Annotated in this window: 16 protein-coding genes; 3 read left to right on the top strand and 13 right to left on the bottom strand. The window is 58.2% G+C overall.

The features are described from left to right. Positions 1-15: 15 nt before the first annotated feature. From AC2A6O_RS01365 to AC2A6O_RS01355, 3 genes are all read right to left on the bottom strand, one after another. Positions 16-726, bottom strand: a complete 711-nt coding sequence (locus tag AC2A6O_RS01365; RefSeq protein WP_498925442.1) for a DNA alkylation repair protein — start codon at positions 724-726, stop codon at positions 16-18. 13 nt (positions 727-739) lie between these two features. Then, a complete protein-coding gene (locus tag AC2A6O_RS01360; RefSeq protein WP_498925441.1) occupies positions 740-1,621 on the bottom strand; it encodes an NAD(P)-dependent oxidoreductase in 882 nt (293 codons plus the stop codon). Positions 1,622-1,719: 98 nt separating this feature from the next. Next, entirely contained in the window at positions 1,720-1,872 is a 153-nt protein-coding gene (locus AC2A6O_RS01355) for a hypothetical protein (protein WP_153297112.1), read from the bottom strand. 100 nt (positions 1,873-1,972) lie between these two features. On the opposite strand from AC2A6O_RS01355, the gene AC2A6O_RS01350 reads away from it, so the two are divergent. Next, a complete protein-coding gene (locus AC2A6O_RS01350) occupies positions 1,973-2,863 on the top strand; it encodes a LysR substrate-binding domain-containing protein (protein WP_148587178.1) in 891 nt (296 codons plus the stop codon). A 6-nt stretch (positions 2,864-2,869) separates the two neighbouring features. Here AC2A6O_RS01350 and AC2A6O_RS01345 read toward each other — a convergent pair whose 3' ends face one another. From AC2A6O_RS01345 to AC2A6O_RS01325, 5 genes are all read right to left on the bottom strand, one after another. Beyond that, a complete protein-coding gene (locus tag AC2A6O_RS01345; RefSeq protein ID WP_498925440.1) occupies positions 2,870-4,036 on the bottom strand; it encodes a trans-sulfuration enzyme family protein in 1,167 nt (388 codons plus the stop codon). Between the two features lie 186 nt (positions 4,037-4,222). After that, positions 4,223-5,050: an ABC transporter permease gene (locus tag AC2A6O_RS01340; protein ID WP_498925439.1), complete on the bottom strand. Its 828-nt coding sequence runs from the start codon at positions 5,048-5,050 to the stop codon at positions 4,223-4,225. Next, complete coding sequence (locus tag AC2A6O_RS01335; protein WP_148587175.1) at positions 5,047-5,760, bottom strand: ABC transporter permease; 714 nt, start codon at positions 5,758-5,760, stop codon at positions 5,047-5,049. Before AC2A6O_RS01335 ends, AC2A6O_RS01340 begins: the two co-directional genes overlap by 4 nt. A gap of 127 nt (positions 5,761-5,887) precedes the next feature. Next, positions 5,888-6,664: an ABC transporter substrate-binding protein gene (locus AC2A6O_RS01330; RefSeq protein ID WP_148587174.1), complete on the bottom strand. Its 777-nt coding sequence runs from the start codon at positions 6,662-6,664 to the stop codon at positions 5,888-5,890. Positions 6,665-6,926: 262 nt separating this feature from the next. Further along, on the bottom strand, positions 6,927-7,406 hold the full coding sequence (locus AC2A6O_RS01325) for a hypothetical protein (protein ID WP_498925438.1): 480 nt from the start codon (positions 7,404-7,406) through the stop codon (positions 6,927-6,929). A 120-nt stretch (positions 7,407-7,526) separates the two neighbouring features. On the opposite strand from AC2A6O_RS01325, the gene AC2A6O_RS01320 reads away from it, so the two are divergent. Further along, the gene (locus AC2A6O_RS01320) at positions 7,527-8,168 is read left to right on the top strand and encodes a glutathione S-transferase family protein (RefSeq protein WP_148587172.1); all 642 of its coding nucleotides are present in this window, start codon (positions 7,527-7,529) and stop codon (positions 8,166-8,168) included. A gap of 36 nt (positions 8,169-8,204) precedes the next feature. On the opposite strand, the gene AC2A6O_RS01315 is transcribed toward AC2A6O_RS01320, so the two are convergent. Next, positions 8,205-9,188 (bottom strand): LysR family transcriptional regulator, encoded by a 984-nt coding sequence (locus AC2A6O_RS01315; protein WP_498925437.1) that lies wholly within the window; start codon positions 9,186-9,188, stop codon positions 8,205-8,207. Between the two features lie 181 nt (positions 9,189-9,369). On the opposite strand from AC2A6O_RS01315, the gene AC2A6O_RS01310 reads away from it, so the two are divergent. Then, positions 9,370-10,365 (top strand): MBL fold metallo-hydrolase, encoded by a 996-nt coding sequence (locus tag AC2A6O_RS01310; RefSeq protein WP_498925436.1) that lies wholly within the window; start codon positions 9,370-9,372, stop codon positions 10,363-10,365. A gap of 36 nt (positions 10,366-10,401) precedes the next feature. Here the strand turns inward: AC2A6O_RS01310 and AC2A6O_RS01305 are convergent, their stop codons facing one another. The 4 genes from AC2A6O_RS01305 to fdhD are packed head-to-tail and all read right to left on the bottom strand — an operon-like array spanning position 10,402 to position 13,722. After that, a complete protein-coding gene (locus tag AC2A6O_RS01305) occupies positions 10,402-11,679 on the bottom strand; it encodes a molybdopterin molybdotransferase MoeA (RefSeq protein WP_498925435.1) in 1,278 nt (425 codons plus the stop codon). Further along, complete coding sequence (gene mobB, locus AC2A6O_RS01300; RefSeq protein WP_498925434.1) at positions 11,676-12,197, bottom strand: molybdopterin-guanine dinucleotide biosynthesis protein B; 522 nt, start codon at positions 12,195-12,197, stop codon at positions 11,676-11,678. The genes AC2A6O_RS01305 and mobB overlap by 4 nt, the downstream gene beginning before the upstream one ends. After that, the gene (gene mobA, locus AC2A6O_RS01295; protein ID WP_148587167.1) at positions 12,194-12,847 is read right to left on the bottom strand and encodes a molybdenum cofactor guanylyltransferase MobA; all 654 of its coding nucleotides are present in this window, start codon (positions 12,845-12,847) and stop codon (positions 12,194-12,196) included. Before mobA ends, mobB begins: the two co-directional genes overlap by 4 nt. Continuing rightward, complete coding sequence (gene fdhD / locus AC2A6O_RS01290) at positions 12,844-13,722, bottom strand: formate dehydrogenase accessory sulfurtransferase FdhD (protein ID WP_148587166.1); 879 nt, start codon at positions 13,720-13,722, stop codon at positions 12,844-12,846. The genes mobA and fdhD overlap by 4 nt, the downstream gene beginning before the upstream one ends. Between the last annotated feature and the right edge of the window lie 163 nt (positions 13,723-13,885).

Here is a 13,885-nt window from a genome sequence, read left to right as displayed (position 1 = left end):
GCCGGCGGCAACTGGCTAGACGTCCTGAACCTTGTTCAGTCGGATCAGAACCTTTTCGGATGAAAGCTCGCGCTCGGCTGCGTTGCCGACCTTGCGTGCCGTCCGGTTTTCGGAAGATGCCAAATCCTTCGCAAGTTCGAGAGCTGCGCCGTGCAAGGGCAACGAGCGCTTGCCGATCTGGCGAAGGGACCAGTGCACGGCTTTCCAGACAAAATTTCTCTCGTCGGTGGCTGCGGCGCGGATCAGTGGCAGGTAGCCCAGAAATTCGCTGTCGGGTGAAGTCTTTGCGTGAACGGCGCGCCAGGCAATCAACGCAAAGGCAGCACGGCGGACAAATTCCAGTTCGTCGGCGGCCAGTGCGGGAACGAGTTCGTTTGACCCGGCCCGGCGGGCGAGGACGTTCGTGAGCTGATCGCAAAGATCCCAGGAGCCGATGTCGTTCAGCCACTCAAGGGCAAGCTCTGTTGCCAGGTGTTTGGGCGGTGTCAGGAGGATGGCAAGCAGGCGGGCCTCGTGAAAGCCGCTGGCCCAAAGCTCTCGCGCTAGGTCCGGGCAGGGGCCAATCGACCGGGCCAGCGGGCGAAGCACCGAGAGCGGGACGCCAAAGGCCTTGTCGGTTGCGATGCCGAACCGCGCCATTCCGGCACGGTTCGTTTCTGTTCCCGCTTCGCGCAGATCGTTCAAGACGCTTTCGAGCGTGAAGCTGTTGTCCGGGGAACGGGGCATGGGTCGCGCCCGTTTATGACTTTTCGGCGTTTTCCAGACGGGCAATCAGGCTGGAGGTATCCCAGCGCTTGCCGCCCATGGCCTGAATCTCGGCATAGAACTGGTCGACGAGCGCCGTGACAGGCAGACGGGCACCGGTTTCATTGGCAGTCTTCAGGCAGATACCCAGATCCTTGCGCATCCAGTCGACCGCAAAGCCATAGTCGAACTTGCCCTCATTCATGGTCTCCCAACGGTTTTCCATCTGCCAGGACTGGGCAGCGCCGCCCTTGATCGCGGAGATAACCTTGGCAACGTCGAGATCAGCTTTCTTGGCGAAGTGAATGGCTTCGGAAAGGCCCTGTACCAATCCGGCGATGCAGATCTGGTTGACCATCTTGGTCAGTTGCCCTGCGCCGCTTTCGCCCATCAGACCGGCGAACTTGGCGAAACATTCGATGATCGGCTTGGCCTTGTCGAAAGCGTCCTGGTCACCACCGCACATCACGGTCAGAGCACCGTTTTCAGCGCCCGCCTGTCCGCCGGAAACCGGAGCGTCGATGAACCCGCAGCCCTTTTCCCCTGCTGCAGCATAGAGCTCGCGGGCAACTTCAGCGGAAGCGGTGGTGTTGTCGATGAAGATTGCGCCTTTCTTCAATCCATGAAAGGCACCGTCTGCACCGGTCGTGACGGAGCGTAGATCATCGTCATTACCGACGCAGGCAAATACGAAATCGCAGCCTTCGGCCGCTTCCTTTGGCGTTTCGGCAAAGTTTCCGCCAAATTCCGAGGCCCATTTCTCGGCCTTTGCGGTGGTCCGGTTGTAGACCGTGACGTCGTGGCCGCCCTTGGTTTTCAGGTGTCCCGCCATCGGATATCCCATGACGCCCAGACCGATGAATGCAACCTTTGCCATGACGACGCTCCCTTCGCATGCGAAGGCCCGGTACGAGCCGGGCCTTTTGACTGAATTGGTTCATCATGGTTTTAGGCTATTTGCCGCCTGCTGTCAGCTTAGATCCAGTAAGGACCGCGCTGCCAGAGCCGGAAATGGCGTTCCCGCTTGTTCGACTTTGCATCCAGGTGCTGCTGGGTGCGCGGATCGGGACGGGTGTTGCTGGTGAAGCGGGTTGCTTCCAGGAAGCTATGTGCGTAAATACCTAACATGTTCTTACATCCTCTCGCTGCGTTGTGTGAGAGTAATGTGGCCGGTACTGGCGATTCATGCCAGTCAGGAAGATTTTTGAAATGTAAGGAAAAGTTACATATGGACTGGCGCTCGCTTCCATCCCTCAACAGTCTGAGAACCTTTACTGCCGTTGCCGAGACCTGCAGCCTGTCAGCTGCGGGGCGAGAGTTGAACGTCACGCACGCTGCCGTCAGTCAGCAGGTCAAGGCTCTGGAGCAGTTTCTGGGATTGAAACTGATCGTCCGCGAGGGCAGGGGAATTGCGCTGACGCCCGAAGGCAGGCAACTGTTCGAAGGCGTGAGCGAAGGCTTCGAAATCATCCACGCGACCGTCGATGAATTGACACGGGAAGATCTGGTTCGACCGCTCAATATCACCATGACGCCATCCTTCGCCGTAAGCTGGCTCATGCCGAGAATTAGCGACTTCAGGCACAAGAATCCGGACGTTGAACTGATGCTCAATCCGACGGCTGAAGTGGTGGAACTCAAACCCGGTGGTGTTGATCTTGCCATTCGCTTCGGCAGGGGCAACTGGACGGGCTTTGAGTCGGAACTGTTCATCCCGACGAATTTTGCGATTATCGGGGCGAATTGCCTGATCGGCGACAAGAAGATCGAAAGCCCCGAAGATCTTCTGGAATTTCCGTGGCTTCAGGAATATGGCACCAATGAACTGACCATCTGGCTGGAGCGCCAGGGTGTCGTTCCCAAGGGCAAGCTGAACATCACGCACTTGCCGGGCTACATGGTGCTGGAAGGGTTGCGGCGCGGCGACGGCATTTCGGCCACCGCCAAGACCTTTGTCGAACCGGAGATCGAGGCCGGCAACCTCAGGGTCCTGTTCGAAGACGGCGTTTATCCCGGAACCGGGTACCATTTGGTGACCCGCCCGGGCGTCAAACGTCCGCCGCTCAAGGCCTTCATGAGCTGGCTGCGCAGCATGCGGGCCGAGCAGCTTACCGATTAAAGCCGGTCAGGTCGCAGCGAGAGCCTGTTCCATGTCTGCAATCAGATCGTGGCAATGCTCGATCCCGATGGACAGGCGCAGCAGGTTTTCCGGAATACCGGAGCCTTCGCCTTCGATGGTGTAGCGATGTTCGACAAGGCTTTCGGTGCCGCCAAGGGACGTCGCGCGCTGGAATAGGGCGAGCGTCCCTGTGACCTTCAATGCTTCCGTCTTGTCCCCCTTGACCAAAATGGACATCAGTGAGCCGAAGCCGCCTGTCATCTGGCTCTTTGCAAGCTCGTGGTGAGGGTGGCTTTCGACGCCGGGATAAAGCACGGCTTCCACCTTCGGGTGCTTTTCGAAATGCTCCGCAAAGGCCTGCGCAGTCTGGTTCATCCGCTCAACGCGCAATCCAAGCGTTCTCATGCCCCGCAGCAAGAGCCACGTTTCGAAGGACCCGAGGACGGCGCCTGCCAGTTTGCGTTCCTCGGTGAGAAAGGCCCAGGCCTCGCTGCCGGCATCATTGGTTGTCACTACACCACCCAGCAGATCGGAATGGCCGTTAAGGGCCTTGGTTGCCGAATGCATCACGAGATCGGCGCCAAGCGACAAGGGCTTGAGAATAAGCGGGGTCGCCGCTGTTGCATCGACCGCAAGCAGGGCGTCAACCTCTTTACACTGGCTGGCAATGCTCTTGATGTCGGCGACTTTCAGGAACGGGTTGCTGGGCACTTCCAGCCAGACCAGGTCCGGGCGTGTCACGGCCATTTCGTCTTGAAAGGCCTGAAGATCACTGGCATCGGATTCCACCAGCGCGATCTTGTTCCGTGCGCACAGTTTGCGCAGGAACAGGGTGGTGCCCCAATAGATGCCGGACTGTACAAGGAGCGTACCGCCCGGCTTGACGATGCGGGCGACGGCGGCAACAGCAGCCATGCCGGAGGCGAACAGGCGGCTATCCTCGCCGCCTTCAAGCGCGGCAATCAGTTTTTCGGTCTTCTTGTAAAGGGCATTGTCGTCACGGCTGTAGATATGACCCGGATTGACCAGCTCATAGGTTTCGTCCCGCACGAAAGTTGTCGCCGTCTGGAGCGGCGGCACGACGGCACCCGTTGCCGCATCAAAACCGCCGCCGCCATGGGCAAGCAGGCTGTCAAAGTGAAGGCCATGGGCGATAGAGGGTGTTTTCGGCATGGGAGGGCTCCGTGATTGGGTGCCTTTCCGGGTTATCGCGCTCTGGTAGAATAATCAAATGAAAACAAGTGGTTTGAAACTGCAGATGCAGGTCTGAAACGCCGCGTTAAGCCGGGAGGTTGCCGCCTCGCAAACGGGCCGAGCTCAAAACGCTCGGTCCGTGTGCGATGAGTATGTCGTTCAAGCTCAGCGGATCAGGTGCCGCGTCAGACGCGTTTCGATCTTGTCCCAAAGTCGGCGCAGCATCTCCACCAGAAAGAGGTAGATAACCGCTGCCCAGATATAGGCCTGGAAATCATATGATCTCGAGTAAGCCCGTCTCGTTTCTCCAAAGAGGTCAAACACCGTCACGATAGCCGCAATGGCAGAGCCCTTCAGCATGAGGATGATCTCATTGCCATAAGGACGCAGGGCAACAATCAGGGCCTGAGGCAGGATGATCTTGTAGAAGGTAATCTTCTTGCTGAGGCCCAGGGCAGCGGCCCCCTCCCATTGACCTTTCGACACATTTTGAATGGCGCCGCGCAGGATCTCGGCCTGGTATGCAGAGGTGTTCAATGAAAACGCGAAGATCACGCAGAACCAGGCTTCCCTGAACATGCCCCATAGGCCAATTGCTTCCAGCTGCGGCTGGAAGGTTCCCGCGCCATAGTAGACAAGGAAGGTCTGCGCCAGAAGCGGTGTGCCGCGGAAGAAGTAGACGAAGCAATACGCGGGCTTGGATATGAACCACCATTTCGAAGCTCTGGCGGCCGCGATAGGGATGCTCAACAGGGCGCCAATCAGCAGGGACAGGCCGACGATTTGAAGGGTGACAAAAAAACCGCTGAGATACTCTGGCCAATATTTCAGTACGAACGGGCTGGCGATGTTTATCGCCAGATAGTAGAGCAGCCAGGCGCCCGAAACGATCCAGAGGGCCATCAGGACATGGCCGAGTATTCTTGTCTTGGTCCAGCGGCGAGCGGGCGCTGGCGGGCGGCTCATGCCGGTGGTCGGGTTTGCGGAGATCATCGCGTCGCTTCTCCCCGTTTGCTCCAGCGCTCGATGCGCACCAGCCCGGTAGACGAAATCATCGCCAGCACAAGGTAGATCAGGCAGGCGACACCAAAGAACATGAAGGGTTCCTTGGTTATGCGCGCCGCGATCCCGGACTGTCGCATCACGTCCGACAAACCAACCACGGAAACAAGGGACGTGTCCTTGAGCAGAACGAGCCAGCTATTTCCCAGTGCTGGCAGAGCAAGGCGGATCAACTGCGGTAGAACCACCAGGCGAAGCGTTTTGCCCCTGGAAAGACCTAGCGCATATCCACCTTCGTATTGTCCTTCCGGGATGCCGCGAAAGGCGGAGAGAAAGGCCTCGGAGGCGTAGGACGAAAAGACAAAGGAGAGGGCGATGACACCGGCCACGAAGGAATTGACTTCGAAATAAAAGTCGAAGCCGGCCATCTTCAGCAAGGCCTGCACCGCGATCTGAAGGCCGAAATAGACCAGGAACAATGTCAGCAGTTCCGGCAAGCCGCGGAAAAGGGTCGTGTAGAGGTTGGCCGCCAATCGCAGGCTGGGTTCCGATGACTTTTTTGCAAGTGCAATCAGAAATCCCAGAAACAATCCGAACGGCAAGGTTACGATCGCCAGGCAAACGGTCACGACCACGCCCCAGGCAATCTCGTCTCCCCAGCCCTCGGGTCCGAAGGAGAGTAGCGTCAAAGCTTTGTCCATAAGCCGGCGCTTCTTTCTGTTTGTTGTTGTTATTCCGGCCGCCCCTACGGCCTTACTGCGGGATTTTTCCCTGCAGGCGGTGCGGCACGCTCAGCGCCGCACCGATTTTCCGTCAACAGAAGGCTAATCAGCCGCCGTAAACGTCGAACGTGAAGTACTTGTCGTTGATTTCCTTGTACTTGCCGTTCGCCAGGATGCCTTCGATGGCCTTGTTGAACATTTCCTTCAACTCGCCATCATCCTTGCGGATTGCGATGCCGGCGCCTTCGCCGTTGATCACAGGGTCCGGCGTCAGGGTGCCAAGCAGCTTGCAGCAAGCGCCGTCTTCAGTGGCCAGCCAATCGGACAGGACCACAACGTCGTCGATCACTGCGTCAATGCGGCCGCTGGCAACATCGAGCTTGTACTCATCCGGCGTCGGATAAAGTTTCAGGTCCGCGGACGGCAGTTTTTCTTCCGCATAGTTAGAATGGGTGGTGGAGGACTGTGCACCAAGCGTTACACCCTTGAGGTCTTCGTCCGACGTACCGGTCAGAGTGGAATCCTTCGGCACGGCAATTGCCGGCGGAGTGTTGTAATATTTGTTGGTGAAGTCGACCTTTTGCTTACGCTCGTCGGTGATCGACATGGAGGCGATGACGGCGTCGAATTTGCCTGCCTGCAGAGCCGGGATCATGCCGTCCCAATCCTGAGTGACGAATTCGCATTCGACTTTCATTTCTTCGCAGAGTGCCTTGGCAATATCGACGTCGAAGCCAACCAGCTGGCCATCTGCAGTCAGGGAGTTGAATGGAGGATAAGCGCCCTCGGTGCCGATACGCACCTTCGTCCAGTCTTTCGCCTCGGCGCCACTCACGGCCGCCAATACTGCTACTGCTGCAGCAGCCATACGCAAAACACGCATATTTTGTTCCCCTAAAATTATCTTCGCGGCGCAAGCGGGTTCTTCCCACCTTCTTGCCCGAACGCACTATTCCATACACTTCGGGCCAAATTTCAAGCAGACAGGCGAAAAAAACAGAGCGCGATTTGGCCGAATTCTCAGTTTTTTCGGCGTGTCGTTGGGGAAGAGGCAGGCCGTTGTGGAAACTTGGCGGGTGCGCCAGGCCGTCGTCGCGGCTTCAGAAGGCGCGCAACGGGTTCGAATGCCTGGCACAGGATGGGCATCAGGCTTTCGAGTCGGCTGTCGCGTTGGCGGCTTCAGCTTCCTGAGAGGCGTCATGGACCTCGAGAATGGACTGCAAGGTGATGACTGGACGGGACAGCACGTCACCCGCTTTTGCACCTCGGTAAGGTGTTGGCGATACAATCGGCTGCTTGGTCAATTCGGCAATCTTCTCTTCGTGGATAGCCCGATTCCTGGGGGACAGATTGTCCAGGCTGAGTTCGGTCAATCCGTGTTCTTCCAGGTACTCGTGCCGAATTCTTTGCTCTTCGGGAAGTTCCCTCCAGTCCTGATATTGTTCGGCCAGAAAAGTCCGGAACTGCAGGAAGCGGTTTTCTGTCTCGCTCGGTTGCGTTTGTTGCGTTCGGGTGGTTTGCGGTAACGCGGCGGGGACGGGCGGAAGGGCAGACGACATCGGGTCCTCATTCTGGTAGCGGCTATCTCCATAAATACAAGCAATAAGTGTGCCGGAAAGGGACATTCCAAACCCTTATGAATTTCATGAACTTATTGAATTTGAAGCCTGAAGCCGATGCTCTTAGGAAAAGTTTACCCGGCGGCGCATGGAGATTTCTGCCGGGTATCGGAAAAGGGCGTTGATATGTCGGATTATGAACTCTTCATTGGAAACAAGAACTATTCTTCCTGGTCGTTAAGGCCGTGGATTGCTCTCAAGCACAAGGACATTCCGTTTCGGGAAACACTGGTTCCTTTTGATTTTGAAAATGGCAATCCGGAATTCGCATCATTCTCGCCGACAGGAAAAGTTCCCGTGCTCAAGGATGGCAATCTGACGGTCTGGGACAGTCTTGCGATCCTGGAGTATCTGGCCGACAGCTTTCCGGACAAGGGCCTGTGGCCGCAGAACAAGGCAGAGCGCGCCTGGGCCCGCTCTATCTCTGCGGAGATGCATTCCGGTTTTTCGGGTCTTCGCGGCGAATGCTCGATGAACATGCAGCGCCCTGCGGCGCCGAAGACTGTCAGTGAAGCTGTGAAAAACGATGTCGCGCGGATCGTGACCATCTGGAAAGAATGTCTGGAAGCGTCCGGCGGCCCGTTCCTGTTCGGCGACTTCACGATTGCCGACGCCATGTATGCGCCTGTCGTCAGCAGGTTCGAAACTTACCAGCTTTCCAGCGATCCTGTGGTCCGCAAATACAGTGAGGCTATGACGGCAACACCGGCCTGGAAGGCTTGGGAAGAGGACGCGCTCAAGGAAACCTGGGTAGTCGATACCGAGTGAGACATGACGGCCCGGCAATCACAGCCGGGCCGTTTGCTATCGCACCACCGCGCTTCCGGTCTCGGCAGTGTCTTCAGGCCGCTGTCCTCCGAGGCCTTTCGGCGCGCGGAGATCAGTGTGCAGGAAAGCACCTTCCTCTTCGAAGAAGCTGAACAGGCTGTCGACAAAACGGCGGACCTTCAGCGGAATGAACCGGTTGGAAGGATAGACCGCATGCACAGGGTGGGGTGGATATTGCCATTGTGGCAGCACGACCTCCAACTCACCTGTGCGCAGGAGAGGCTCGATAAGCCACCGGTTGGCAATCGCGATGCCGAGACCAGCAAGCGCTGCCCGGCGCAGGGTGGAGGAGTTGTTGATCTGCATCGTCGGTGTGATCGTGATCGAGAGCTGTTCGCCGACCGGACTGATGAAAGGAACACGGTTGCCGGTCATGATGTTCTTGTAGAGAAGATAGTCGTGGTCCGGCAGCTCCTTGGGATGCGTGGGACGTCCATGCTTGTCGAGATAGTCCGGCGATGCGACCAGGCACCGCTGCGCCAGCCCGAGCCGTCGAACGATTAGGCGGTCGTCTTCGATGTCACCCATGCGGATCGCCACATCGAGGCGTTGTTGAATCACATCCACAAACTGGTCTGACAGCGACACATCCAGCAAGATGCCAGGGTGATCGAGCTTGAAGCGGATCAGGAAGTCCGAAAGCACCGTTTCGGTAAACCCGAGCGGTAGCCCCACGGCCAGCGGGCCGGACATTTGCGCTTCCTCGCTCTGCACCGACCGGTCGGCCTCGGCGAGACGTTCCAGAATATCACGCGCATAGGCGTAGTAGCGTTCGCCAGCCTCGGTCAGGCTGAGTTGTCGCGTTGTGCGGTTGAGCAGTCTGATGCCGAGGTCGTCTTCAAGTGCGCGGACTTGCTGGCTGACAGCGGGTTGGGAAATGCCAAGGTATTTCGCGGCCGCTGAAAAACTGCCGAGATTGACGGCCTGCACGAAGCCGGAAAGAGAGGAAAGCTTGTCCAAATCGGCCTCGTGTCTTTTGAGAGAAAACCTGAGCGCTCTCATACATAAGCACGGATTATGAGTAATATAAGATATTAGGTGCTTCAAAATTGAAGCGAATGAAACACCTTTAAGGCTGCCGAACCGATCCCAAAGGTTCGAGCGTGATCGTTTTCCATCAGGTCGAGCCGGGAGGCCCCATATGACCAGTTCTCAGATTTCAGTTTCCAGACGAACGCTACTCGGTGCGGCAGCCGGGGCAGGGGCGGTTGCTGCTGTGGGCGGAGTTTCATTCGTTTCTTCACCCGCACAAGCCGCCGCTGCCAAGGCGGGCAAACCCATGGCCGGTGCGCTTCGCTACAAGGTTGGCGACCTCGAAATCACCGCCTTGCTCGATGGGTACCTTGATGTGACGCCGGAACTGGTTATCGGCTATGAAGCCGAAGAAGGCCAGCGCCTCAGGGACACAGCAATGATCGAAGGCGAGGCGCTTCGCATTCCCGTCAACGCCTACCTCGTCAATACCGGTGACCGGTTGATTCTTGTAGATTCCGGTACTTCTGATGCTCTCGGTCCGACAATGGGACGCTTGCCTGATGCCCTGGCTGCAGCAGGTGTAACGCCTGATCAGGTCGACGCAATCCTGATTACCCATATGCATCCGGATCACCTTTTTGGTGTTGTCGATGGTGACGGCAACAAGGTGTTCAAGAATGCGGAATTGATCTTGCCGGAAGTCGATAACGCCTTCTGGTTCGATGATGCCGCCATGAACAGCGCTCCCGAACAATTCAAACCGTTCTTCGTGGGTGCGCGCAGGGCTGCCGACGCCTACAAGGGCAGTCAAACACTGATTTCCGGTGACAAGGAAGTCCTGCCCAGTATCCGCCCGATGCCTCTGCCGGGTCATACCCCGGGGCACACCGGCTACCTGTTTGACAGCAACGGTGAAACCCTCGTGATCGCGGCTGACATTGTTCATATGGCCGCCTATCAGTTCAGCCGGCCGGACTGGGGTATCGGGTTTGACATCGATCCGGCGCAGGCCGTCTCGACGCGCAAGAAGTTCCTGGATCAAGCCTCGGCCGACAAGCTGTTCTTTGCAGGCGCTCACATTCCCTTTCCGGGCATGGGCCGCGTTGCCAAGGACGGTGAGGGGTATCGCTTTGTCGCTGCCAACTGGCCTTACGCCTACTGAGGAAATTGGGCTTGCAGACCCGGAGAAAGCGCCGGGTCAGCGCAATCCGAAACCGGAAAAGGGCAGGAATGAGACTATGTCTCCCTTCCGGATCGAGGTGACGTCTTCGGGAATCTCGACAAGACCGTCCGCTTCGCGCAGGCCCGTGATCAGACCGGATCCGTCGCGCTGGAATTTATGCGCGGCCATTGACCCGTCGGGGCGCGGCTGCAGGAAAGCGCGGTAGAATTCGCGTCGGTCCGGCTTTTTCTTGGGAACGTCAAACGCCGCCGGAACCTCAAAGGCCTGAGGTTCCAGAAACGCACCTCCGCCAAGGAGGCTGAAGACCGGCCGCGCGTATAGCAGAAAACAGACCATTGCAGCGACCGGGTTGCCGGGCAATCCGAGGACGACGCACGATCCGATATTCCCAAACATCATCGGGCGGCCCGGTTTGATCGCAAGCTGCCACATGTGGCGGGTGCCGATCTTGTCCAGAACCGCGAGCATGTGATCTTCCTCACCGCGGCTTGCTCCGCCTGTGGTCAGGATCACGTCATGGATGGCTGCAGCTTTCGCCAGAGTTTCTTCAAGCGTGTCTGCATCGTCTTTCAAAATGCCTAGGTCATCGATCTCCACGGGCAGCGTCGCGCACAGGCCACGCAGGAGAAAGTGATTGGAATCATAAACATCGCCAAGGGTGATGAGATCGCCAGGCCGGCGCAGCTCGTCGCCTGTTGACACAAGGGCAACCCTCAATTTCCGGTAAACGGAGACGTCAGCCAGTCCGGTGGAAGCAATGGCCGCGACATCTTGCGGGCGCAGCCGTTGGCCCGGGCTCAGTAGCGTTGTTCCCTCTGCCACATCCTCACCCGCCTTGCGGCAGTTCGCGCCCGTCTTCAGCCCCTGCGGTACGATCACGAAGTCCTGGCCGTCCTGCTGGTGGGGTTCGCAATCTTCCTGCATGGCGACGGTGTCAGCCCCTGGTGGCATCACCGCACCAGTGAAGATCCGGGCCGCCGCCCATGGGCCGAGGTCGGCATTGCTGGCATGGCCGGCTGCGATCCTCTGCTCCAGGCGGAAAAAACCGCCGGCTTCCTCGAAATCGGAATTGCGGAAGGCATAGCCGTCGACGGCCGAATTGTCTGCCAGCGGTATGTTGCGGGGTGCTGTCACCGCAGCGGCCAGGATGCGCTCGCCAGCATCTTCCAGGCGTACGGTTTCGGTCTCGGCGATGCTCTGCAGCCGTTCTTTCAGGATGGACAGTGCCTCGTCGTGGCGCAAACGGTCCTTGTCGTGCAGGAAACAGTCGTCCAGGAGTGGTTTGCCGGTCATGATGACGACCTCTTCAGACCGAGATGGGTTTCGATGAAATCCGCCATGGCGCCTATGTCGTCCAGATGAAACACCGGCAAGACCTCATCCGGCAAAGCGTGATCCGTCGCGATGGCCAGAATGTTTGGGTCGGAGACAGTCAGCGGCCCCCGCTCACTCGCTTCGGTTCTGCGCGCCTCGATTTTCGGATGGGGTTCCTTCTTGTATCCTTCGATCAGGATCAGGTCGCAAGGCGCAAGGCGCTCCAGAACATCTTCCAGCGGCGGTTCGTCTTCCTGTTTCAGTTCATGCATCAACGCCCAACGGCGCCCGGAGACAAGCGCAACCTCCACCGCGCCGGCCTCACGGTGCCGGAAACTGTCCGTGCCGGGCTTGTCGACGTCGAAACCATGATGGGCGTGCTTGACGGTGGAGACCTTGAGCCCACGAGCTGTGAACTCGGCCACAAGACTGGCTACAAGTTGGGTCTTGCCGGAGTTCTTCCAGCCGGTAATGCCGAATACGGGTGTGGTGGTCATCTGGGGGGGGAACTCAGCGCGTCCCTGACGGTCGCCAGATCGTCAGGTTTGTTTGCATTGAAGAAGGGGTCCAATCCGCTGACAGGGTCCGCGTCGAAGGCGACTTCGACGCTGTCGTAACAGTCGACAAAGGCAAGCACCTTGCCGGTCTTGCCGGAGCGCAGCCAGTCTTCAAGATCCGCCTTCAGGCTGACAGGCCAAAGTCCGAACACCGGATGCAGCTTGTCCGCAGAAGAGGCCAGCGCGATCACCGGTCTGTCGCCTGGAACGGCAGCGCAGAAGCGGGCGACAAGGCTGGTCGGAAAAAAGGGGGTGTCCCCGGCGACGGAAATAACGTGAGTGACGTCTGGCCTTTTGGTTTGTGCGTAAGTCATTCCGGCCAGAACGCCGGCAAGAGGTCCGGCAAAGTCGCCGACGGGGTCGGCGGCAACGGGCAGATTGAAGCGCGCAAACCGGTCCGGATCGCCATTGGCGTTCAGGATGATGTCGTTCAGTTGAGGTTTCAGCCGGGCAAGGATCAGATCCAGCATGGACTTGCCGCCCAGATCCATCAGGCTCTTGTCGCCGCCACCCATCCTGCGGGACTGTCCACCGGCGAGGATACAGCCGAGCACTTTGTTGCTTTCCAGCGGCTTTGCGTGTCTCGTCATGCTGCCGGCATGCTCCCTTTTCTGCGGGCGGTCTCAGGCTCGTCTTCAACATCGCCTGCCGACATGTCGAACACGATCCTATCGTGACCGGACAGAGCCACGAACCGCTTTCCGCGCGCGCGCCCGATCAGGGTCAGGCCGGCCTGGCGCGCAAGCTCTACACCCCAGGCGGTAAAGCCCGAACGTGAGACGAGGATCGGAATGCCCATCATGACGGTCTTGATGACCATCTCGGAGGTCAGTCGGCCAGTGGTGTAAAAGATTTTATCGTGCGCGGGGATATCGTTCAGGACCATCCAGCCCGCGATCTTGTCGACTGCATTGTGGCGGCCGACGTCTTCCATGTAGACCAGCGGTCGGTCTTTCTGACACAGAACACAGCCGTGGATCGCCCCGGCCTCAAGATAGAGGGAAGGCGTTGTGTTGATGGATTTCGTAAGCGCATAGAGCCAGGAGGTGTTGAGGCGGGCGTCCTTGGCCAGTTGAACGGTCTCGAACCCGTCCATGACATCGCCGAAGACCGTGCCCTGGGCGCAGCCGGATGTGCGCACCTTCTTTTTCAGCTTTTCCTCGAAGTTGGTCTCACGCTCGGTGCGAACCACGACGACGTCCAGATCATCGTCATGGTCGATGCCGGTGATGACGTCGTCATCGGCAAGCATGTTCTGGTTCTTGAGATAACCGACGGCCAGAAGATCCGGATGATCGCCAATGGTCATCATCGTGACCACTTCCTGAGAATTCAGATAAAGCGTCAGCGGTTTTTCCGTGACAACTCGCGTTTCAACCGGCTGTCCGTCCTGATCGATACCGGTAACGGATGTTGAAAGGCGCGGATCTTCCGGGTCGGGTTGCAACACATATGAGCCTGACACAGGCGAACGACTCCACTTGCTTCGATTGTCCCAACACTATGGGACGCGATTGCCGGGGGGCAAGGTGTTACTTTGCCGTTTTGGTTCGCGAAAGTGTCATGAAAGGCGCCACCTGCACGCAGCGCCCGAAGTGCCCTAGAGGCACCGGATTATCAGACGCCTG

The organism is Labrenzia sp. ATLA3 (assembly GCF_057180185.1).
Note: the sequence above shows the minus strand (reverse complement) of the source record. Positions and strands in the feature narration are given on the sequence as shown.

Excerpts from the sequence above, each read along its gene's own strand:
- AC2A6O_RS01365 (WP_498925442.1), bottom strand. The coding sequence starts at position 726 with ATGCCCCGTTCCCCGGACAACAGCTTCACGCTCGAAAGCGTCTTGAAC.
- AC2A6O_RS01360 (WP_498925441.1), bottom strand. The coding sequence starts at position 1,621 with ATGGCAAAGGTTGCATTCATCGGTCTGGGCGTCATGGGATATCCGATG.
- AC2A6O_RS01355 (WP_153297112.1), bottom strand. The coding sequence starts at position 1,872 with ATGTTAGGTATTTACGCACATAGCTTCCTGGAAGCAACCCGCTTCACC.
- AC2A6O_RS01350 (WP_148587178.1), top strand. The coding sequence starts at position 1,973 with ATGGACTGGCGCTCGCTTCCATCCCTCAACAGTCTGAGAACCTTTACT.
- AC2A6O_RS01345 (WP_498925440.1), bottom strand. The coding sequence starts at position 4,036 with ATGCCGAAAACACCCTCTATCGCCCATGGCCTTCACTTTGACAGCCTG.
- AC2A6O_RS01340 (WP_498925439.1), bottom strand. The coding sequence starts at position 5,050 with ATGATCTCCGCAAACCCGACCACCGGCATGAGCCGCCCGCCAGCGCCC.
- AC2A6O_RS01335 (WP_148587175.1), bottom strand. The coding sequence starts at position 5,760 with ATGGACAAAGCTTTGACGCTACTCTCCTTCGGACCCGAGGGCTGGGGA.
- AC2A6O_RS01330 (WP_148587174.1), bottom strand. The coding sequence starts at position 6,664 with ATGCGTGTTTTGCGTATGGCTGCTGCAGCAGTAGCAGTATTGGCGGCC.
- AC2A6O_RS01325 (WP_498925438.1), bottom strand. The coding sequence starts at position 7,406 with ATGTCCCTTTCCGGCACACTTATTGCTTGTATTTATGGAGATAGCCGC.
- AC2A6O_RS01320 (WP_148587172.1), top strand. The coding sequence starts at position 7,527 with ATGTCGGATTATGAACTCTTCATTGGAAACAAGAACTATTCTTCCTGG.
- AC2A6O_RS01310 (WP_498925436.1), top strand. The coding sequence starts at position 9,370 with ATGACCAGTTCTCAGATTTCAGTTTCCAGACGAACGCTACTCGGTGCG.
- AC2A6O_RS01305 (WP_498925435.1), bottom strand. The coding sequence starts at position 11,679 with ATGACCGGCAAACCACTCCTGGACGACTGTTTCCTGCACGACAAGGAC.
- mobB (WP_498925434.1), bottom strand. The coding sequence starts at position 12,197 with ATGACCACCACACCCGTATTCGGCATTACCGGCTGGAAGAACTCCGGC.
- mobA (WP_148587167.1), bottom strand. The coding sequence starts at position 12,847 with ATGACGAGACACGCAAAGCCGCTGGAAAGCAACAAAGTGCTCGGCTGT.